Annotated in this window: 19 protein-coding genes; 3 read left to right on the top strand and 16 right to left on the bottom strand. The window is 72.3% G+C overall.

The window, feature by feature from the left end; all coding sequences use genetic code 11:
* Positions 1 to 11: 11 nt before the first annotated feature.
* From hemB to AB4Y83_RS16650, 6 genes are all read right to left on the bottom strand, one after another.
* Complete coding sequence (gene hemB / locus AB4Y83_RS16675) at positions 12 to 977, bottom strand: porphobilinogen synthase (RefSeq protein ID WP_442297558.1); 966 nt, start codon at positions 975 to 977, stop codon at positions 12 to 14.
* 12 nt (positions 978 to 989) lie between these two features.
* Complete coding sequence (locus AB4Y83_RS16670) at positions 990 to 2,639, bottom strand: uroporphyrinogen-III synthase (RefSeq protein ID WP_442297557.1); 1,650 nt, start codon at positions 2,637 to 2,639, stop codon at positions 990 to 992.
* Complete coding sequence (hemC, locus tag AB4Y83_RS16665; protein WP_442297556.1) at positions 2,636 to 3,604, bottom strand: hydroxymethylbilane synthase; 969 nt, start codon at positions 3,602 to 3,604, stop codon at positions 2,636 to 2,638. The genes AB4Y83_RS16670 and hemC overlap by 4 nt, the downstream gene beginning before the upstream one ends.
* On the bottom strand, positions 3,601 to 4,983 hold the full coding sequence (gene hemA, locus AB4Y83_RS16660) for a glutamyl-tRNA reductase (protein ID WP_442297555.1): 1,383 nt from the start codon (positions 4,981 to 4,983) through the stop codon (positions 3,601 to 3,603). The genes hemC and hemA overlap by 4 nt, the downstream gene beginning before the upstream one ends.
* Positions 4,980 to 5,663: a redox-sensing transcriptional repressor Rex gene (locus AB4Y83_RS16655; protein ID WP_020145048.1), complete on the bottom strand. Its 684-nt coding sequence runs from the start codon at positions 5,661 to 5,663 to the stop codon at positions 4,980 to 4,982. Before AB4Y83_RS16655 ends, hemA begins: the two co-directional genes overlap by 4 nt.
* 143 nt (positions 5,664 to 5,806) lie before the next feature.
* A complete protein-coding gene (locus AB4Y83_RS16650) occupies positions 5,807 to 6,100 on the bottom strand; it encodes a glutaredoxin family protein (RefSeq protein WP_442276179.1) in 294 nt (97 codons plus the stop codon).
* A 174-nt stretch (positions 6,101 to 6,274) separates the two neighbouring features.
* On the opposite strand from AB4Y83_RS16650, the gene AB4Y83_RS16645 reads away from it, so the two are divergent.
* Positions 6,275 to 7,033 carry an RNA polymerase sigma factor gene (locus AB4Y83_RS16645; RefSeq protein WP_442297554.1) on the top strand — a complete coding sequence of 253 codons (759 nt, stop codon included), beginning with the start codon at positions 6,275 to 6,277 and terminating at the stop codon, positions 7,031 to 7,033.
* 347 nt (positions 7,034 to 7,380) lie between these two features.
* The gene (locus AB4Y83_RS16640; protein ID WP_442297553.1) at positions 7,381 to 8,733 is read left to right on the top strand and encodes a hypothetical protein; all 1,353 of its coding nucleotides are present in this window, start codon (positions 7,381 to 7,383) and stop codon (positions 8,731 to 8,733) included.
* A 62-nt stretch (positions 8,734 to 8,795) separates the two neighbouring features.
* Here the strand turns inward: AB4Y83_RS16640 and AB4Y83_RS16635 are convergent, their stop codons facing one another.
* The 6 genes from AB4Y83_RS16635 to AB4Y83_RS16610 form a co-directional block, all read right to left on the bottom strand.
* Positions 8,796 to 10,637, bottom strand: a complete 1,842-nt coding sequence (locus AB4Y83_RS16635) for a 1-acyl-sn-glycerol-3-phosphate acyltransferase (protein ID WP_442297552.1) — start codon at positions 10,635 to 10,637, stop codon at positions 8,796 to 8,798.
* Complete coding sequence (locus AB4Y83_RS16630) at positions 10,634 to 11,680, bottom strand: NAD-dependent epimerase/dehydratase family protein (RefSeq protein WP_442276175.1); 1,047 nt, start codon at positions 11,678 to 11,680, stop codon at positions 10,634 to 10,636. Before AB4Y83_RS16630 ends, AB4Y83_RS16635 begins: the two co-directional genes overlap by 4 nt.
* A 305-nt stretch (positions 11,681 to 11,985) precedes the next feature.
* Complete coding sequence (locus AB4Y83_RS16625; RefSeq protein WP_003792170.1) at positions 11,986 to 12,084, bottom strand: 30S ribosomal protein bS22; 99 nt, start codon at positions 12,082 to 12,084, stop codon at positions 11,986 to 11,988.
* Positions 12,085 to 12,312: 228 nt separating this feature from the next.
* The gene (locus AB4Y83_RS16620) at positions 12,313 to 12,513 is read right to left on the bottom strand and encodes a helix-turn-helix domain-containing protein (RefSeq protein WP_056773495.1); all 201 of its coding nucleotides are present in this window, start codon (positions 12,511 to 12,513) and stop codon (positions 12,313 to 12,315) included.
* Between the two features lie 184 nt (positions 12,514 to 12,697).
* Positions 12,698 to 13,978: an aspartate--tRNA(Asn) ligase gene (gene aspS, locus AB4Y83_RS16615; protein ID WP_442276174.1), complete on the bottom strand. Its 1,281-nt coding sequence runs from the start codon at positions 13,976 to 13,978 to the stop codon at positions 12,698 to 12,700.
* A gap of 490 nt (positions 13,979 to 14,468) precedes the next feature.
* Positions 14,469 to 15,665 (bottom strand): acetoin utilization protein AcuC, encoded by a 1,197-nt coding sequence (locus AB4Y83_RS16610; protein ID WP_442276173.1) that lies wholly within the window; start codon positions 15,663 to 15,665, stop codon positions 14,469 to 14,471.
* 50 nt (positions 15,666 to 15,715) lie between these two features.
* Between AB4Y83_RS16610 and AB4Y83_RS16605 the strand changes: the two genes are divergently transcribed.
* Positions 15,716 to 16,384: a potassium channel family protein gene (locus tag AB4Y83_RS16605; RefSeq protein WP_056773504.1), complete on the top strand. Its 669-nt coding sequence runs from the start codon at positions 15,716 to 15,718 to the stop codon at positions 16,382 to 16,384.
* Between the two features lie 94 nt (positions 16,385 to 16,478).
* On the opposite strand, the gene AB4Y83_RS16600 is transcribed toward AB4Y83_RS16605, so the two are convergent.
* The 4 genes from AB4Y83_RS16600 to AB4Y83_RS16585 all read right to left on the bottom strand — a co-directional run bounded on the left by AB4Y83_RS16600 (position 16,479) and on the right by AB4Y83_RS16585 (position 19,396).
* Positions 16,479 to 17,006 (bottom strand): GNAT family N-acetyltransferase, encoded by a 528-nt coding sequence (locus tag AB4Y83_RS16600; RefSeq protein ID WP_442276172.1) that lies wholly within the window; start codon positions 17,004 to 17,006, stop codon positions 16,479 to 16,481.
* A 91-nt stretch (positions 17,007 to 17,097) separates the two neighbouring features.
* On the bottom strand, positions 17,098 to 17,610 hold the full coding sequence (locus tag AB4Y83_RS16595) for a GNAT family N-acetyltransferase (protein WP_442297551.1): 513 nt from the start codon (positions 17,608 to 17,610) through the stop codon (positions 17,098 to 17,100).
* Positions 17,611 to 17,625: 15 nt separating this feature from the next.
* Positions 17,626 to 18,432, bottom strand: a complete 807-nt coding sequence (gene proC, locus AB4Y83_RS16590; RefSeq protein ID WP_056773514.1) for a pyrroline-5-carboxylate reductase — start codon at positions 18,430 to 18,432, stop codon at positions 17,626 to 17,628.
* A 13-nt stretch (positions 18,433 to 18,445) separates the two neighbouring features.
* Positions 18,446 to 19,396: a proline dehydrogenase family protein gene (locus AB4Y83_RS16585; RefSeq protein ID WP_156415479.1), complete on the bottom strand. Its 951-nt coding sequence runs from the start codon at positions 19,394 to 19,396 to the stop codon at positions 18,446 to 18,448.
* Positions 19,397 to 19,554: the final 158 nt, after the last annotated feature.

Raw genomic sequence — 19,554 nt, 5'->3', positions numbered from 1 at the left:
TGGTAGTGGTGTCAGGCGGTCCATTCGGCCACGTCGAGCGCGAAGTACGTCAGCACGACCTGCGCACCGGCGCGGCGGATCGAGGTGAGGGACTCGATCGCGGCGCTCCGGAGGTCGATCCAGCCGTTGGCCGCGGCCGCGTGGATCATGGAGTACTCGCCCGACACCTGGTAGGCCACGACCGGCACCGACGCCCGCTCGGCAGCGGCCGCGACGACGTCGAGGTAGGACATCGCCGGCTTGACCATGACCATGTCGGCGCCCTCGGCGATGTCGAGATCGATCTCGCGGAGGGACTCCACGATGTTGGCCGGGTCCTGCTGGTAGGTGCGGCGGTCGCCCTGCAGGCTCGACTGGACGGCCTCGCGGAAGGGCCCGAAGAAGGCCGAGGCGTACTTGGCGGAGTAGGCGAGGATCACGGTGTCGGTGAGGCCCTCGGCGTCGAGCGCCTCGCGGATGACGGCGACCTGCCCGTCCATCATCCCGGAGGGCGCCACGACGTGGGCGCCCGCGCGAGCCTGCGCGACGGCCATCTCGGCGTAGAGGAGATTGGTGGCGTCGTTGTCGACGCGACCGTGCTCGTCGAGCACGCCGCAGTGCCCGTGGTCGGTGAACTCGTCGAGGCACGTGTCGGCCATGACGACGAGGTCGTCACCAACGGCGTCGCGGACGGCGCGCAGGGCGACGTTGAGGATGCCGTCGGGGTCGACGGCGCCCGAGCCGGTCGCGTCCTTCTCCTGCGGCACCCCGAAGAGCATGATCCCGCCGAGTCCGGCCGCGACGCAGCGGTGGGCGACCTCGACGACGCTCTCGAGCGTGTGCTGGTCGACGCCCGGCATGCTCGTGATCGAGCGCGGCTCCGTCAGGCCCTCGCCGACGAAGACGGGCAGCACGAGGTCACGCGGGTGCAGCCGGGTCTCGGCGACGAGGGATCGCAGGACGGGGGTCTGGCGCAGGCGACGGGGACGCTCGATCATCGGGGCCTCGTCTCAGCGGGCGCGGCGGCGCGAGGCCGGACGCTTGTCGCTGGGACGCTGCACCGACTGGCCCGCCTCGGTCGCCGCGACGGCGAGACCGACGCCGTGGCCGGCGAGCGCGTCGACGAGGCTGAGGGCCGAGGCCTCGGGCGCGAGGACGTCGACCCGGAGGCCGTGCTCCTGCGCGGTCTTGGCCGTGGCCGGTCCGATGCACGCGACGACCGTTGCGGCGTGGGGCTTTCCGGCGATGCCGACGAGGTTGCGCACCGTCGAGCTCGACGTGAAGAGCACGGCGTCGTAGTCGCCGCCCTTGATGGCGTCGCGGATCGACGCGGCCGGCGGGGCGGCGCGGACCGTCCGGTAGGCCGTGACGTCGTCGACCTCCCAGCCCATGTCGCGCAGGCCGGCGACAAGCGTCTCGGTCGCGATGTCGGCGCGCGGCAGCAGCACGCGGTTGATCGGGTCGAGGACCTCGTCGAACTCGGGCCACGACTCGAGCAGGCCGGCAGCGGACTGCTCGCCCGCGGGCACGAGGTCGGGGTTGATGCCCCACTCGCGGAGAGCGGCGGCGGTGACGCCCCCGACCGCGGCGACCTTGAGGCCGGCGAAGGCCCGGGCGTCGAGCCCGAACTCCTCGAAGCGCTCGCGCACGGCGCGCACGGCGTTGACCGAGGTGAAGCCGACCCACTCATAGCGTCCGGTGACGAGGCCCTTGACGGCCTTCTCCATCTGCTGCGGCGTGCGCGGCGGCTCGACGGAGATGGTCGGCACGACGTCGGCCGTCGCGCCGTAGCCGGCGAGCCGGTCGACCATGGAGCCGGCCTGGGCCTGGGTGCGCGGCACGAGCACCTTCCAGCCGAAGAGCGGCTTGGACTCGAACCACGAGAACTCGTCACGCAGCCCGACGTTGGGAGACACGACCGCGAGCGACACCTGCAGCGGCTCCTTGCCACCGAAGATCCCGTCGGCGTCGCCGAGGGTCGTCGCGACGGAGGACTGGCGCACGGTCGTGCCGTATGCCGTCAGCGCCACGAGGGCGTCCGCCGGACGTCCTGCCGCGCGCAGCGCAGCGAGGGCGGCCCGGATGGCCTCGGTGCCGCCGAGCAGCACGAGGGTGTCGGTGTCGGCCGCGTAGGCGGACCAGTCGACGCCGGAGCGGTCGACGCCGACGACGTGGACGGCCCCGGTCGACTTCGAGGTCAGGGGCACTCCGGCATACGTGGGCCCGGCGGTGAGCGCCGACACCCCCGGCACGACGTCGTAGGTGATGCCGGCCTTGCGGCAGGCACGCACCTCCTCGACGAGGCCGTTGAAGGTCGCGGGGTCACCGTCCATGAGGCGCACGACGAGGCCGCCGGGGGCGACCGACTTCGCGGCCTTGACGACGAGCTTGGCGCGCACCGCGTGGGTGAGCTCCTGGCCCTGCTCGCCGTGCCCGGCGTCGATGATCTCGACGTCGGGGCGGGCGTGCTCGAGCACGACGTCGTCGCGGGCGATCCGGTCGAGGATCACGACGTCGGCGGCGGCGAGCAGGTCGCGGCCGCGCAGCGTCATGAGGCCGGGGTCGCCCGGTCCGGAGCCGACGAAGGCGACACACGCCGGCGTCGTCGCGTGGGTGGGAGTCGAGCCCGTCTGCTCTGACGGCTGGTGGGAAGGAGTCACGAAACTTGCTCCGGTTGGTGTGGGGCGTGGTCTGGGGCAGGTCCAGCTGACGTGGCGACCTGGAGGTCGGCGGCGCCGTCCTCCAGGAGGATCCGGGCGAGGCGCGAGCCGAGAACCACCGGCTCGTCGTAGGGCCCGACGAGCGAGCGGCGCAGCTCGACGGAGCCGTCCTCCGTGCCGGCGAAGGCACGCAGCGACAGCTCGAGGCCGTCGTCGCCCTCGACGACCTCGGCGAGCGCCCCGACGGGTGCGGTGCAACCGGCCTCGAGCGTCGCGAGCAGCGAGCGCTCGGCCTCGACGCAGGCTCGCGTGTCGGGGTCGTCGAGGACGGACACGGCGGCCACGACGTCGTCGCGGTCGGACCGGCACTCGACGGCGAGGGCGCCCTGACCCGGTGCCGGCAGCACCTGGATCGGGTCGATGACCTCGGTGGCCTCGTCGAGACGGCCGAGCCGGGCGAGACCGGCGCGCGCCAGCACGACGGCGTCGAGCGCACCCGAGGAGACGAATCCGATTCTGGTGTCGACGTTTCCGCGGATCGGCCGGATCTCGATGCCGAGCCCGAGCGCTGCGATCTGGGCCGTGCGACGCGGCGAGCCGGTGCCGACGACCGAACCGGCGGGCAGCTCGCCGAGCGTCAGCCCGTCGCGCGCCACGAGCACGTCGCGGCTGTCCTCGCGCACCGGCACGGCGGCGACGACGAGACCGGGCTCGGGCGCCGTCGGGAGGTCCTTGAGCGAGTGCACGGCGACGTCGATGCGACCATCGAGCAGGGCTCGTCGGATGGCCGCGGCGAAGACGCCGGTGCCACCGATCGCGGTGAGCAGCTCGCCCGAGACGTCGCCCTCGGTCGTGATCTCGACGAGCTCGACCTCGTGGCCGGCCTCGCGCAGGCGGTCGGCCACCCACCCGGACTGGGTGGTGGCGAGGGCCGATCTGCGCGTGCCGAGACGCAGGGCGGTCATGGCTGGGCCCGCTTCGGCGGCGTGGACACGTTGGCGACGTCCTTGGGCTCGAGGTCGAAGAGCTCGCGCAGGGCGGCGGCGTAGTCGTCGCCGCTGCCTTCCATCGCGAACTCCTTGACCCGCATGGTCGGCGTGTGGAGCAGCTTCTCGACGATGCGGTGCACGGCGAGGCCGACCTCGGCACGGGTGGCCTCGTCGAGGCCGGGCAGCCGCTGGTCGAGCCGTTCCATCTCGGTCGCGACGAGGGCGGCGGCACGCGCGCGCAGGGCGGCGACGGTGGGCGCCACGGACTTCTCCATGCGGCGCGTCAGGTAGTCGGCGACCTCACCGGTGACGAGCTCGCGCACACGGACGACCTGGGTGGTGTCGGCGCGGCCCTCGAGCAGGAGTCCCAGCGACTGGAGGTCGACGAGCGAGACGCCCGGGACGGCGTGCGGCCAGGAGACGACGGGCTCGACGTCGCGCGGGAGGGCGAGGTCGACGACGACCTGGGGTCGACCCCCGCGGCGGCTCGCGCTCGCGGCCAGCATGTCGGCCGTGATGACGTGGCCGACCGCCCCGGTGCACGTGACGACGAGGTCGCTCTCGGCGAGGACGTCGGTCAGGTCGTCCCAGGGACGGGCCACGCCGGACGTCGTGGCCGCGAGGCGCTCGGCACGCTCGGGCGTGCGGTTGACGATGGTGAGGGACCCGATGCCCTGGCGGCGGACGGTCGCGGCGGCGAGGCCGCTCATGCCACCGGCCCCGACGACCGCGGCGGCGACACCCTCGAGCGGGCCGAGGACCGCGGTCGCCTCCTCGAGCGCGATCTGCACGAGCGAGACGCTGTGCTGGTCGATGTCGGTCTCGGTGTGGGCGCGCTTGCCGACGCGCAGGGCGCCCTGGAAGAGCGCGTTGAGCGACTCCCCCACCTGACCCCGGCTCTGGGCCCCGGCGAGCGAGTCGCGCATCTGGCCGAGGATCTGGGCCTCGCCGACGGCCATCGAGTCGAGCCCGCAGGCGACGGTGAAGGCGTGGGCGACGGCGGCGTCGTCGTAGCGCACGTAGAGGTGGTCGGCGAGGGCCTCGGCACGGTCGGCGAGGGCGTCGGCGGGGTCGCCCGGCGGCAGGTCGGCGACGCGGCGCGCCCCCTCGGGCTCCTCGACCCCGGCAGCGAGGGCGAGCGCCTCACCGATGGCGGCGACGGCGGGGTGGAAGGCCGGCACCGACGCGTAGACCTCGAGGCGGTTGCACGTGGAGAGCACGACGGCCTCGGTGGCCGTGGCCGAGCTGAGCACGGAGGCGGCGATGGCCTCGGCACGCCCGGGGCGCTCCGAGAGCGCCTCGAGCACCGACAGCGGGGCGGTGTGGTGGGACAGTCCGATGACGAGAAGGCTCATGGGGCGGCCACCGCCGACCGGAGGTCGCCCGCGGCCAGCGACTTGCGCTGGGCGTGGAAGGCGAGGATCTGCAGCTCGGTCGAGAGGTCGACCCGGCGTACGTCCACGCCGCTCGGGACGGAGAGCACCGCGGGCGCGAAGTTGAGGATCGAGCTGATGCCCGCGCCGACGAGGGCGTCGCAGACGGCCTGGGCGGCGGGCGCCGGCGTCGCGATGACGCCGATGGCGATGGGGTCGACGGCGTGGTGCTCGGTGAGCTCGGCGAGCGGGCGGATCGCCACCCCGACGATCTTCTCGTCGGCGAGCGCGGGGTCGTCGTCGTAGAGACCGACGATGCGGAAGCCCTTGGTGACGAAGCCGGAGTAGGAGGCGAGCGCGTGCCCGAGATTGCCCATCCCGACGATGGCGACGGGCCAGTCCTCGGTCAGACCGAGGGCGCGGGAGATCTCGAGGGCGAGCGTCTCGACGTCGTAGCCCACGCCGCGGACCCCGTAGGAGCCGAGGTGGCTGAGGTCCTTGCGCAGCTGCGCGGAGCGCACTCCGACCTCGGCCGCGAGCTCTTCCGACGAGACCGACAGGACGCCGTCCTCAGCGAGGCGCGAGAGCGTTCGGAGGTACTCGGGAAGCCGCGCGACGGTTGCGTCGGGGATCTCGCGACGCAGTGCTGGGTCGGCGGACACTCTTGCTCACCGGCTCCTCTCGAACGAGGCGTTCTCCCACACGTGGAGCACGTGGGGACCCGATCAGGCTAGACGTTTGTGAACCCATGCACAAAGTTGACTTCGACGGCCTACCACGGCATGGGATGCGCCGGTGAGGCAGGTCACCGGAGCGCGGCGCGCAGGCGTGCCTCGTCGACCCGCCAGAAGTCGTGGCGCCGCCCGTCGACGAACGTCACGGGGATCTGCTCGGCGTAGCGCCGCAGCAGCTCCGGGTCGTCATCGACGGACTGCTCCTGCCAGGCCACGCCGAGCTCGCCCGTCACCCGCTCGACGACGGCGCGCGCCTCGTCGCACAGGTGGCATCCGGCGCGCCCGAGGAGGACGACCCGCGGTAGGGCCCCGGCAGCCGGGACAGCGGGAGGGTCTGGAGCGTCGAGGGGCTGCTCGCTCGTCATGCCGACCACTGTAGGCACGCTCGCGGCGCCGCACGTCGGGTGCACCACAAAACGTCGTCGGGGTCCCATCCGCGGGCGCATTCCGACAGACTGTCCACAATGCGCGCGAACAGGACGTCGGGCCGCCGGCCCCCACCTGTCCTCGCACCGGGAACGACCCCGGGGCGGGCGTCGATGACGCCTGGACCGTGCCCGGCACTGCCGGGCACGGTCCCGGCGATCCTCGCGCCCGCGGCATACGCCCTGCCGACGTGGCGCTCGGCGCTCGACGCCATCTGGTCGGCCCTGGCCGATGCAGGCGCCGAGGGTGGCGGGCTGACTCGCACCTCCCCGGGCTCCCCCGGCTCTGCCGGCTGGCGGCGGCACCCGGAGCGCGACGCCGACGAGCAGGCCCGCATCGCGGCCCTCGTCGAGCTCGCCCAGGGCGGCGACAAGGAGGCGTTCGCGCAGCTCTACGACGTCTACGTCGACACGGTCTTCCGCTACGTGCTCGTCCGGGTCGCCAACCGCGCGCTCGCCGAGGACCTCACGTCCGAGACCTTCCTCCGGGCGATGCGCCGGATCGACTCGTTCACGTGGCAGGGCAAGGACATCGCGGCGTGGTTCGTCACCATCGCGCGCAACCTCATCGCCGACCACGTGAAGTCGGCGAAGTTCCGGTTCGAGGTGGCGACCGCCGACATGCGTGACGCCGACGAGCGGGTCGACGCCCCCGACACCGAGGTGCTGACCCGGCTGCGCGACGAGCGCCTCGTCTCGGCGATCAAGGAGCTCGGCTCCGACCAGGCCGAGTGCATCACCCTGCGCTTCCTCCAGGGACTCAGCCTCGCCGACACCGCGAAGATCCTCGACAAGTCCGAGGGGGCCGTCAAGCAGCTCCAGCTGCGCGCCACCCGGGCGCTGCGCAAGGCCCTCGAAGGAGTCGAGCTGTGATCCGCGTAACCCCACAGACACCCTCGTCGTTCTCATGGCGTAGGGACGGTGCGTGTGGGCCCGGACCGACGCTCGGCGCGCTGACCGGCGCGACCGTGGAACGTGTGAACGCAGGCGGCGGGGTGGCAGCGATGGCGGTGCTCCGGCCCCTGACGAACGACCCGCACCACCCACCCCTCGCCGCACCACGTGTCGTATGCCGTGCCGTGTCGTCCCAGCCGGGGCCGCCGGGTCGGGCGAGGGCACCCGGCACGCCCTGACGGGACGACCGACGAGCGGGACCAGCAAGCACGACCAGCCAGCACACCAGCACGACGAACCAGACGGACTCGAGACGGAGGAGGGACATGGACCTCGGTGCGAACGCCGACGGCGAGCTCCTCCAGCGCGCCCTCGAGGGCGAGCAGGTCTCCGAGCCCGGCATCCTCGAGCTCGTCGCGGTGCTGCACGCCGTGCAGGCCGTCGACCAGGCCGGTCTGGCACCGCGGGCCGAGTTCGTCTCCGACCTGCGCGCCCGACTGCTGGCCGACGACGCCACCGCGGTCACTCCCCTCGTCCCCCTCGCACCCGCAGACCCGGTCGACGGCGACGAGGACGGACCCGCCCGAGCCGACGCCGCCGACGCCGCCGACGCCGCCGACGCCGCCGACGCCGCCGACGCCGCCGACTACGGTCCGCGCGACGGCGGCACCGTGTCGATCCTCCGCGTGGCGGCGCGGCCGCTGAAGTTCATCGCCGCCGCGGCCGCCAGCATCCTCGTCATCGGCGGCGCCCTCGGCTTCGCGTCCCGCTCGGCCGTGCCCGGCGACGCGCTCTACGGCGTCAAGCAGCTGCTCGACCGGGCCGCCGTCCAGCTGGCGGGCTCCCGCTACGACGAGGGCCTGACCTACCTCGCCCAGGCGCAGGAGCACATCGCCGATGCCCGCGACCTCATCGACGGAGGCTCGCCGTCGACGCACGACCTCGACACGGCCTACGACGCCGCGACGGACGCGACCGGCCGCGCCCAGACCATCCTCATGGAGGTCTACCGCACCGAGCACCGCGCTGACGCGCTGACCGAGCTGGCCGACTTCTACACCCGCGCCATCCCGCAGGTCGACGCGATGCGAGCCCGGGTGCCCACCGGCTCGCTCGCGTCCTGGCAGCGTCTGCGGGACCTGCTCGGCGCGGGCCAGGTAGCCACCCTGAGGGAGCTGGCCGCCTGCGGCGTGTGCGGCGACCGAGCCACCCAGGCCCGACAGGCCCTGGCACGACTGCCGGGTGCGGTCCGGCCCAGCAGCCCGGTGAGCGGCACGTCCGCCCCGGGCACCGCGCCATCTCGACCCGGGGCCACGACGACCCCACGGCCCACCGGCTCGGCGCCGCGACCCCCGGTGGTCACGGTGCCCGTCCCTGGCGGCGTGCCGGTGCCCGGCGTCTCCGTGCCCGGCGTCACCGTCACCGGCGGCGTCACCCTCCCCGGCGGCAGGATCAACCTGCCCGGCGTCGGGGTCACGAGCTCGTCCGTCGCTGTCGGTGGCGGCGGAGTCACGCTCCCGGGTGCCACGGTCAGCCTGCCGGGGGTGGGCGTCACGTCCTCGACGATCAGGGTCGGCGGCGGTGGCGTCACGCTGCCCGGCGCGACGATCCCGCTGCCGTCGGTGACCCTCGGCGCCCCCACGGTGCCGGTGCCGCTACCGACGAAGATCCTGCCCTGACCTGAACGCGTGTCGGTCTCCTCGCGGTTCCGTCGCGACCGGCGGTCACGGGCGGGCGCCGGTCAGAGGAAGACGGACTTGCGCTGCATGAGCAGGCTGTAGAGCGTCTGCTGGATCGTCTCGCGCACCTGGTCGGTGAGGTCGAAGACGAGCATGGGGTCGTCGGCGGCGTCGGGCCCGAAGCTCGTGGTCTCGATGGGCGGCCCGAACTCGATGAGCCACTTGCTCGGCAGTGGCACCATGCCGAGGGGGCCGAGCAGCGGGAACGTCGGCGTGATCGGGGCGTAGGGCAGCCCGAGCAGCCGGGCGACGGCGGGCATGTTGCCGAGGATCGGGTAGATCTCCTCGGCCCCGACGATCGACACCGGCACGATCGGCACGCCGGCGCGCAGGGCGGCCGAGACGAACCCACCGCGGCCGAAGCGCTGCAGCTTGTAGCGCTCGCTGAACGGCTTGCCGACACCCTTGAAGCCCTCGGGCCAGACGCCGACGAGGGCGCCGCTGCTGAGGAGTCGCTCGGCGTCGGAGTTGGCCGCAAGGGTCGTGCCCGAGCGCCGGGCCATGGTGCCGATGAAGGGCATCTGGAAGACGAGGTCGGCTCCGAGCATCCGCAGGTGCCGGTTGCGTGGGTGCTCGTCGTAGACGGCCACCTGCGTCATGAGGGAGTCCATCGCGATGGTGCCGGAGTGGTTGCCGACGACGAGGGCTCCGCCGACGTCGGGGATGTTCTCGATGCCGCGCACCTCGACCCGGAACCACGAGCGGTAGAGCGGGCGCAGCAGCGGCAGGTGGACGTTGACGGTGTAGTCCTCGTCGAAGCCGAACTCGTCGACGACGTAGTCGCCCGTGAGACGGCGCCGGAGGTAGGCAAGGGTTTCGGCGACCTGTCGCTCGACCTCCTCGGCGGGCACCCCGGCCGAGGTGGCGGCGGCGCGCAGCACGTTGACGGCGAGCTCGACGAGCTCGGCCGGGCCCGGGCGGGACTCCGAGCTGAGCTCGGCCCCGTCGAGCACCGCGCCGACGAGCTTCTCGGCCCGCGACTGCAGCCCCGACGTCAGCGCGTGCTCCCAGCCGCCTCCGTCTCCAGCGGGCGTATGCCGTGTCTCCGGCTCGGCCTCGGGGCGGACGCCGCGCTGGGCGACCTCCTCGACCGGCGGGACGGCACGCAGCCGGGCAGGCTCCCCCGCGCCCGCGCGACGGGGCGAACGCATCGACGCGCGGCTCGGCCTGGTCCGTGGCGGTGTCGGCTCTGCCGGCAGGGTGTCGGCGGGGTCCCCGGGCTCGGTGATGTCGGCGACCTCGAAGGCTGCGTCGGGCTCGGCGGACTCGAAGGCTGCGTCGGGTCCGGCGGCGTCGGCCCCCTCGCTCGGGACCTCGTCGCGCGCGGACCGGCTCGACGGCGTCCGGGCGCGGCGGGACTCGGGCTCGGTCGGGCCTTCGGTCACCGCCGCCTCGATGAGGTCGTCGGCGACGGTGTCGGCGCCTGCGCCGGTCGCGAGGCGTCGCGCCGCGCTCACCTCGACCGGCGCCGTGGGGATGAGGGGCGTCCCCGCGCGGCGCCGGCGCTCGCCCGAGGCACGGGCCGCTCCGGCCGCGAAGGCTCCCCGGGCCGGGCGGCCCGAGGTCGCGACAGGCCTCTCGCTCGTGACCGTGGCCGGCTCGGCCTTCGTGGCCGGCGCGGTCCTCTTCGTCGTCTTCGGGGTCTTCGGCGTCTTCGCCTTGGCCGGCTTCGCAGGCTTCGTCTTCGCCGACTTCGTCCCAGTCGACTTCGTCCCCGTCGGCTTCGTCCCCGTCGGCTTCTTGGGTGCGCCCGTCGTTGAGGTCGACGGCGCGGACGTGGCCTTCGTCGTCTCAGCCCCGCCGGACGTCGTCGAGTCGGCGGCCTTGCTCGGGTCGGCGCTCACGGCTGGATCCTGTCGAAGACGCGGGAGAGGGCTGCGGCGGTGCCACCGGCGGCGTCGCTGACGACCTCGCCGACACCTTCGACACCGGGCACGGCGGGCCGCAGGTGACGCGCGTAGTCCTCGAAGGCCTCTCGCGTGGTGAAGTGGGGCTCGAACTCGAGAACGGAGCGCATCCGGGTCGTGTCGAGACCCCGGCCGAAGGCGAGGAAGGTCAGCTGGTCTGACGAGAAGTCGGCGAAGCCGCTGCGCTTGACGATGGTGCCGATGAGACCGGCGGCCGAGAGCGGCACCGGGACGACGGGGCGCCGCGCGATGGCGGTGCACTGCGTCACGGTGAGGAAACCGTCGCCGGCGACGTTGACGATCCCGGCGGGCGGTCCGGTGGTCGCGAGGATCATGGCCGCCGTGGCGTCGTCCTCGTGGATGAACTGGAAGCGGGCGTCGTAGCCGAGTGGGATCGGCACGAGCGGCAGCGAGAAGTAGTCGGTGATGGCGGTGTGGATGCTCGGTCCCACGACGTTGGCCAGGCGCAGCATCGTGATCTCGACGTCGGGCCGGCGCCGCGAGAAGCCCCGGACGTAGCCCTCGACCTCCACGGAGTCCTTGCCGAAGCCCGTGCGCGGCAGGGTCTTGGGGTTCATGTCCTCGCTGAACATCGCCGGGTCGCGGGGCGAGGAGCCGTAGACGGCGGCGGACGACTTGACGACGAGTCGCGAGACCGACTCGGACTTCTGGCACGCGGCGAGCAGCTGCATCGTGCCGATGACGTTGATCTCCTTCTGCGTCACCCGACCGCCGGAGTCCTTGGGGGTCGCGATGACGTTCATGTGCACGACCGTGTCAACCTCCGCCTGCGCCATGATGCGCCCGATCATCGGGTTGCGGATGTCGGCGCGCACGAACTCGGCCCGGCCGATGGAGTGCTTGGGCGGCACGACGTCGACGCCGAGGATGCGCTCGATCGACGGATCCGTCGAGAGCCTTCGGGCGAAGAGGCCACCGAGGTAGCGGGACACCCCCGTGACCAGGACGACCTTGGCCATCGGATCCTCCTGTCGTCGGTCGGTGCGGACGTCGTGCACGGGCGCTGCTCGAGCGGGTTCGAGGATGGCGCGCGCTGCGGAGGAGTTCTCGCACCCCCACCCTCGCAGCCTACCGAGACCCTGCTCGATCCGTACCCGGGCGTGGCACCTCATGGTCGGATGTGTCGAGCCTCTCCATCGGCGCTCCCGTCGGCCCTCGTCGAGGCTCGGTGTCCGACAGACCCCGGGAACGCGAACGACCCCCACCGGAGGTGAGGGTCGAGAGCGTGCGGGGCGATTCCGCCGGTATGCCTGAGCTGGTCAGGTCACTTCTTGTTGCGACGCTGGTGGCGCGTCTTGCGCAGCAGCTTGCGGTGCTTCTTCTTCGCCATCCGCTTGCGGCGCTTCTTGATGACAGAACCCATGTTTGTCCTTGTCGTGAGACGTGTCCTCGAACTGTGCTGGTGCCGACCTGCGTCGACACCCCTCGGAGAAGGGTAGGTCGAACTTCACGAGCCGAACAGGCTCACAGGGTAGCGCGTGCGGGCTCCCTACCCCAAAAGCGCGTCGACGAGCGCACCTGCACCAACGCCGAGGGGGCGGCCGGACCGGGTGGTCGCGGCCGCCCCCTCGGGTGCGTGGTGACGCTGCTGTCACGCGGTGTCGATGAAGGACGTCTGGAGGTACTTGTGCACCGCATCCTCCGGAACCCGGAAGGAGCGGCCGACGCGTACGGCCGGAAGGTCTCCGCCGTGGACGAGCCGGTAGACGGTCATCTTCGACACGCGCATGATCGAGGCGACCTCGGCGACGGTCAGAAACCGCACCTCGGCGAGCTGGCGCTCATTCGACATGTGTTACCCCGATCTTCGGTGGGTTTGCACCCGCGCGTCGACGGCTTCCCCTCCGGCGAAACTGCACGCAGGTGCAAGAAGCAACATTAGGGGCAGATGTGACTGGAGGGGAAGCGAACGGGAGAACGAATCGATCACGCGCAACTCGACACGCCGGTGAGATCACTGTGGATCTCCCGGCTCGTCATGGCTCCAGGCGGTGCAGGTCACGCGGGAAGAGGGTCACCTCGCGGATGTTCTCGGCACCTGTCAGCCGCCCGACCCACCTTTCCAGACCGATGGCGAACCCGCCATGCGGAGGCATGCCGTGGGCGAAGGCGTCGAGGTAGCCGGTCAGGACCCCGGGGTCGGTCCCGGTGCGCTCCATCGCCGCGGCATAGTCCGAGGGCCGGTGCAGGCGCTGCCCTCCGGTCGTCAGCTCGAGCCCGCGGAAGAGCATGTCGAAGCTGTTGCTCCACCGCTCGTCGCCCGGCTGCGGGTGCGTGTAGAAGGGCCGCTTGCCCATCGGATAGCCCTCCACCGCAAGGAAGTCCGAGCCGTATGCCGTCTTGGCCCACTCGCTGAGCGCGCGTTCGTGCGCGGGGCTGAGGTCGGGCTCGTCTGGGTCGGCGCCGACCCTCGCGAGGGCGTCGCTGAAGTGGATGACGGGGAAGTGCTCCGGCACCTGCGGCAGCTCGACGCCCAGGAGCGCAGCGGCGTCGGCGGCATACTCCCGGATGCCCTCGACCATGCCCGCGATCGCCTCGCGCAGGACGGCGAGCACGTCGTGGTGGTCACGGATGAAGCCCAGCTCGGCGTCGAGCGAGGTGTACTGCGCGAGGTGGCGCACCGTGTCGTGCGGCTCGGCCCGGAAGACCGGACCGACCTCGAAGACCCGCTCGAAGACCCCGACGAGCATCTGCTTGTAGAGCTGCGGGCTCTGCGCGAGGTAGGCCGTGCGTCCGAAGTAGTCGACGGTGAAGACGTTGGCCCCCGACTCGGTGGCCGTGCCGACGAGCTTCGGGGTCGCGATCTCGGTGAACTCGAGGCTTCCGAGCGCAGCGCGGAAGCCTCGCATCGACGCGCTCGCGAGCTGCCAGGCAGCCCGGTGGCGCGGGTGGCGCAGGGTCACCGCCGCGTGGTCGAGGTGCGTGGGCAGCCCGGCGCCGAAGGTCGGGCGCCACAGCTCGGTGGGTGGCGCGACCGCCGGTTCGGTGAGCGGGGTGATGACCGGTTCCACGAGCTCGGCACCACCGGGGGCCGACTCGTTGGCCGACACGGTGCCGGTCACCTCGACGACGGTCTCCTCCGGCAGACCCGAGAGCTGGTCGACGGTCTCGCGGTCCTTGACGACGACCTGGGCCAGGCCCGAACGGTCGCGCAGCACGAGGAACGTGACGCTCGCGAGGACGCGGCGCCGGTGGATCCAGCCGGCGAGCGTGACCCGCTCGCCGGGTTCGACGGACGCGAGGTCCCGCGCGAGCACGCGAGGAGCAAGGGTCGTGGGTTGGGTTGGTTGCATTCCGTTCACCTCCAGAGGGTTGGTGCCCCGGAGGTGTGGGCGATGGGGAATGTCGCTGTGCCACCACACCTTCGCCGCCGCGGATCGCGGACGGCCTCTGGTCGTGCTCGGCTCAGGATCGTCAGGCCCGTCGTCGCCGTGCCGTCATGCTAGGCGCCCCAGCGCCGTAGGACCAACCGGATTGCGATGAGGAACTCGGTCCACCCGGCCGAGGCGCCGGCGTCGCCTGGACGCAGCGCAGCGACCGAGGAACGAGCGAGCGAAGCGGAGGAAGGCGACGCCTGAAGGGCGCCGAGGCACGCGCCGGAACGAAGCGAGGCGCCAACAACAGAGCCGAGGCGCCGGCGTCGTCTGGACGCAGCGCAGCGAGCGAGGAACGAGCGAGCGGAGCGGAGGAAGGCGACGCCTGAAGGGCGCCGCGGCACGCGCCGGAACGAAGTGAGGCGCAGATGACTCAGTCGAAGTGGACGTCGAGCCCGTGCAGCGGGAAGACGGCCGTGCGCGTCGCCATGACGGCGCGGTCGACCTCGCTCGCGGGGTCGTAGCCCATCTCCCACGAGCGCCACCAGAGCGGCCCGTCCTCGGCGGTCAGGTCGCCCATCCGTCGCGGACCCGGACGGCCGAAGATCTGCTCGACGTGGGCACGCCAGTCCTCGGGGACCGGGGTGCTCGTCGGGATCGGGGCGTGGGCGGCGATGGCTGTCAGGTGCGTCCACGTGCGGGGCACGACACCGATCACCTCGTAGCCGCCACCTCCGAGGGCGACCCAGCGGCCCTCGCACACCTCGTGCGAGAGGCGGTGGAGCGCGTCGGCCGCGGCCCGCTGGGCGTCCACCGTGACGGCGAAGTGCGCGAGGGGGTCCTCCGCGTGGGTGTCGCACCCGTGCTGGGTCACGAGCACGTCGGGCTTGAAGGCGCGGATGAGCGGCATGGCGACGGCATGCAGGGCGCGCAGCCAGCCGGCGTCGCTGAGGCCGGGCGGCAGCGCGACGTTGACGGCGGTGCCCTCCGCGTCGGGGCCACCGACGTCACTCGGCCACCCGGTGCCCGGGAAGAGGGCCCGACCGGTCTCGTGGACCGAGATCGTCAGCACCCTGGGGTCGTCCCAGAAGATCCGCTCGACGCCGTCGCCGTGGTGCACGTCGACGTCGACGTAGGCGACACGTTCGGCGCCGTGGTCGAGGAGCCACTGGATGCCGACGGCGATGTCGTTGTAGACGCAAAAGCCACTCGCCTTGCCCCGCATCGCGTGGTGCAGGCCGCCCGTGAAGTTGACGGCGTGCTCGGCCTCGCCCTCCCAGACGGCGCGACAGCTGTCGACCGTGCCGGACACGACCCGGGCGCTGGCATCGTGCATGTCGACGAAGGCCGGGTCGTCCTCGGTGCCGAGGCCGTACGCGTCGTCGGCAGCGGAGGGGTCGGTCGAGGCGGCCTTGACCGCGGCGACGTAGTCGTCGTCGTGGACGGTGGCCAGCAGCTCGTCGGTGGCCACCTCGGCGCCGACCACCTCGACGCCGTCGACGTCGAAGACACCGAGGGCGTCGCAGAGCCGGGCCGTGAGGTCCAGGCGAGCGGGCGCCATCGGGTGCGTGGGGCCGAAGTCGTATCTCGTGAAGGAGGAGTCCCAGACGACCCGGGCCTGAGTTGGCATGATTGAGACGCTATCGCGGAAACGCGCCACGGACGACGGAGGTAACACCCATGGGCCGCAACCGGCTCTTCGACGACGACGTCATCGTCATCGGGCTGGGACGCTTCGGCTCGGCCGTCGCTCTCGAGCTCACCAAGCTCGGCCACCGGGTCATCGCCGTCGAGCGCGACAACGCCATCGCCGAGAGCTACGTGAACAAGGTGGCCAAGGTCGTGCACGCCGACATGGCGCAGTCGACGGCACTCGACATGATCCGCCACGCGCAGCCCCGGATCGCGATCGTCGGCATCGGCTCGTCCGTCGAGTCGTCGGTCCTCGCAGCGGCCAACCTCGTCGACGCGGGCGTCCCCTCGATCTGGGCGAAGGCCCTCTCACCCGAGCACAAGCGCATCCTCGACCGCATCGGGGTGCACCACGTGATCTCGCCCGAGGCCGACTCCGGTCGCCGCGTGGCCCACCTCGTCAACGGCAAGATGCTCGACTACATCGAGTTCGACGACGGCTTCGCCATCGTCAAGCTGAAGCCGCCGGCCGAGACGATCGGCTTCACGCTGGAGCAGAGCCAGATCCGCCGCAAGTACGGCGTCACCGTGGTCGGCGTCAAGGCACCGGGCGAGGACTTCACCTACGCCGTCCCGCAGACGAAGATCTCGGCGCACCACATGCTCATCGTCAGCGGGCCCGTCGAGCTCATCGAGCGTTTCGCCGCCCGCCCCTGACGTCGGGCTCGCTTCCGGCACAGACGAACCCACCGTCCCGAGCGCGGGGACGGTGGGTTCGTGAAACGCAGTGGGGCTGGAGCGCGCCGCCGGCTCAGAGGCGCAGCGTGGGTCCGTGGTCGGCGCCGAGCGGCAGGACCATGGCGACCTCCTCCTCGCCGTCCTCCTCGCTGACGACACCCATCGGCCTGCGGTAGTCGGTGGGGCGGAAGCCCATGCCGCTCGCGAAGGCGACGGCCCGGCCGTTCTCGGTGCCGACCCAGTAGACGAGGTGGGAGTGACCGCGCTCGGCGGCGAGGGAGGCGCCGTCCTTGACGAGGTGGGTGGCGACGCCGGAGCCACGGGCCTCGGGCCGCACCCACAGCCCGAAGAGCTCGCCGGCCGTGCCGTCGCTCTCCTTGGCGGTGCCGACGCTGACCACGCCGACGGCGCGGCCGTCGCGCTCGGCCACGAGCCGTGCGGAGCGCTGCATGCGTTCACGCCAGAAGTCCTCGCCGTAGGACTCTTCCTCGTCGACCGAAGCCACGAACGCCTCGGGCGATTCACGCAGTGCGGCGAGGCGGACGGAACGGTAGTCCTCCCAGTCGTCCTCGCCGAGGGGACGCACGGTGATGTCGCTCATGGGTCCACCTTCGCACGACAGCCTGCCGGACCGCACCCGCGGGGCGGTGAACGTTCGGGGGCGCCTCGGACCGACTGGCCGACAGGGTGACTCAGAAGCGGTGGACCATCTCGATCTCGCGCAGGTCCGGGCGCCGCGGGTGGTCGTGGACCGCGCCGGTGCGCACGAACCCGCACCGCGCGTACAACCCCTCGGCGACCACGTTGGAGCTCGTCACCTCGAGCACGACCTCGGTCTTGCCGAGGCGCCTCGCCTGCTCGAGGACGGCTCGGACCAGGGCCTCCCCGACACCACGTCCCCGGGCCTCCGGGGCGACGTACATGCCGAACAGCGTTGCGGTCGTGGCCCGCTCGGGCTCCCAGTGGGAACCGAGCCCCGCGCTGCCGAGCACCCCCGAGGCGTCGCGGGCCTGCACGAGCCAGGCGCCCTCGATCCGCTGGCGCCAGTCGGCCTCGTCGTAGGCGGCCTCGTCGGCATAGGTGAACCAGAAGGCGTCGGGGGCCTCCTGGAGCATCGCGAGCCGGACGTCGCGGTGCGACTCCCAGTCCTCCGGCGAGACGGGGTGCAGGTGGAGGCGCTGGTCGTGGGTGTGGGGCTCGGCCATCACCCCACGATGCCCTCAGACCTGCCCGGACGCCAGCTGTTTCGAGCGGGCCGCTGCGGCCTCGATGGCCGTCACGAACGCGGCCCGGACCTTGTGGTCGTCGAGCTGGCGCAGGGCCGCCACGGTCGTGCCGCCGGGCGAGCTGACCTGCTCGCGCAGGACCGTCGGGTGCTCCCGGGTCTCCTTGAGCATCGTCGCCGCCCCGTAGAGCGTCTGCACGACGAGCTCGGTGGCCGTGGCCCGCGGCAGACCGAGCACGACGCCGGCCTCGATCATCGCCTCGACGACGTAGAAGATGTAGGCGGGGCCGCTGCCGGAGATCGCCGTCACGGCGTCGAGGTGCTTCTCGGCGAGCCGGACGACCCGGCCGCACGAGCTGAGCAGCGCCTCGGCCTCGGCGAGGTGGTCGTCGGTGCAGTGGCTGCCGGGCGAGATGCCGGCCATCCCCTGGTCGACGAGCGCCGGGGTGTTGGGCATGACGCGGATGACCGACGTGCCCTCGGGCAGCCGCGACTCGAGGAACTCCGTCGTGATGCCGGCAGCCAGCGAGATGACGGCGTTGCCGGGGGCGACGTGGTCGTGGATCTCGTCGAGCAGCGCCGCCATGTCCTGCGGCTTGACGCACAGCACGAGCGTGTCGGCGACATCGGCCGCCTCGGCGTTGGCCAGCACACGCACCCCGTGGCGCTCGGCGAGGGCGTTGACCTTCTCCGGCGTGCGTCCGGTGACGACGAGGTCGCCGGGCGTGCGGCCCGAGCGGATGAGGCCGGAGACGAGGGTCTCGCCCATGACCCCCGCGCCGAAGATGGCCGTCGTCGTCATCGTGGCTCTCCGCTCAGCTCTTGGTCGCGACGCCGCGCAGGAAGAACATGACGTTGGCGGGCTTCTCGGCCATCCGGCGCATGAGGTAGCCGTACCACTCCTGGCCGTACGGGATGTAGACGCGCATCTGGTCGCCGCGGTCGGAGATCCGCTTCTGCTCCTCGGGGCGGATGCCGTAGAGCATCTGGTACTCGAACGACCTCGGGTCGCGACCGGCCTGGCCCGCGAGCGCGCCGGCGATCTCGATGAGCCTCGGGTCGTGCGAGGCCACCATCGGGTAGCCCTCGCCCTGCATGAGGATCTTGAGGCACCGGACGTAGGACTTGTCGACGTCGGCTCCGGACTGGAAGGCGACCGACTCGGGCTCCTTGTAGGCGCCCTTGCAGAGCCGGACACGGGACCCGGCGTGGGCGAGGTCCCGGCAGTCGGCCTCGGTGCGGTAGAGGTAGGCCTGCACGACGGCGCCCACCGTCGGGAAGTCGGCCCGCAGCTCGCGCAGGGCGTCGAGGGTCAGGTCGGTGGTCGTGTGGTCCTCCATGTCGAGGGTCACGGTCGTGCCGCCCTGCTTGGCCAGCTCGCAGATCTCACGGGCGTGGTCCAGGGCGATGGCGTTGCCGTCGCCCGGCAGCGCCTGCCCGAGCGCGCTCAGCTTGAGCGAGACCTCGACGGAGCCGCCCTCGGTGAGGCCCTGGTCGCGCAGCGCCGTCAGCAGCGAGAGGTAGGCGTCGCGCGTGTGCCGGGCCTGGGCGAGGTCGGTCGTGTCCTCGCCGAGGTAGTCGATCGTCGAGAGGCGGCCGGACGCCGCGATCTCGGAGGCGGCCCCGACGACGTCGGCACGCTCGGCACCGGGCACGAAGCGCTTGACGACCGAGCGCGACACGGGCGCCTTCTCGATGACGTCTCGGATCTTCTCCTGCTTGGACAGCTGCAGGAGCGAGTTGCGCAGCAGGTCGCTGGCGTCCACGGGGGCCTCCGGGTGGTGCTCGGGATGTCGCTCGGGTCACGGCGGCGGACGGTGGTGACCGTCCCGCCGGGCAAATCTACCGCCGCCGGCAGCCGGCGCCCGCCGGTCCCCTCCGCTCCTGCGGCACGCACGCCGCCCGCCCGGTCTCTCGGGGTCCT

It is taken from the genome of Terrabacter sp. RAF57 (assembly GCF_052113925.1).
GTDB lineage: Bacteria > Actinomycetota > Actinomycetes > Actinomycetales > Dermatophilaceae > Terrabacter.
The sequence above is the reverse complement of the archived record's forward strand: the minus strand, read 5'-3'. Positions and strand labels throughout refer to the sequence as shown.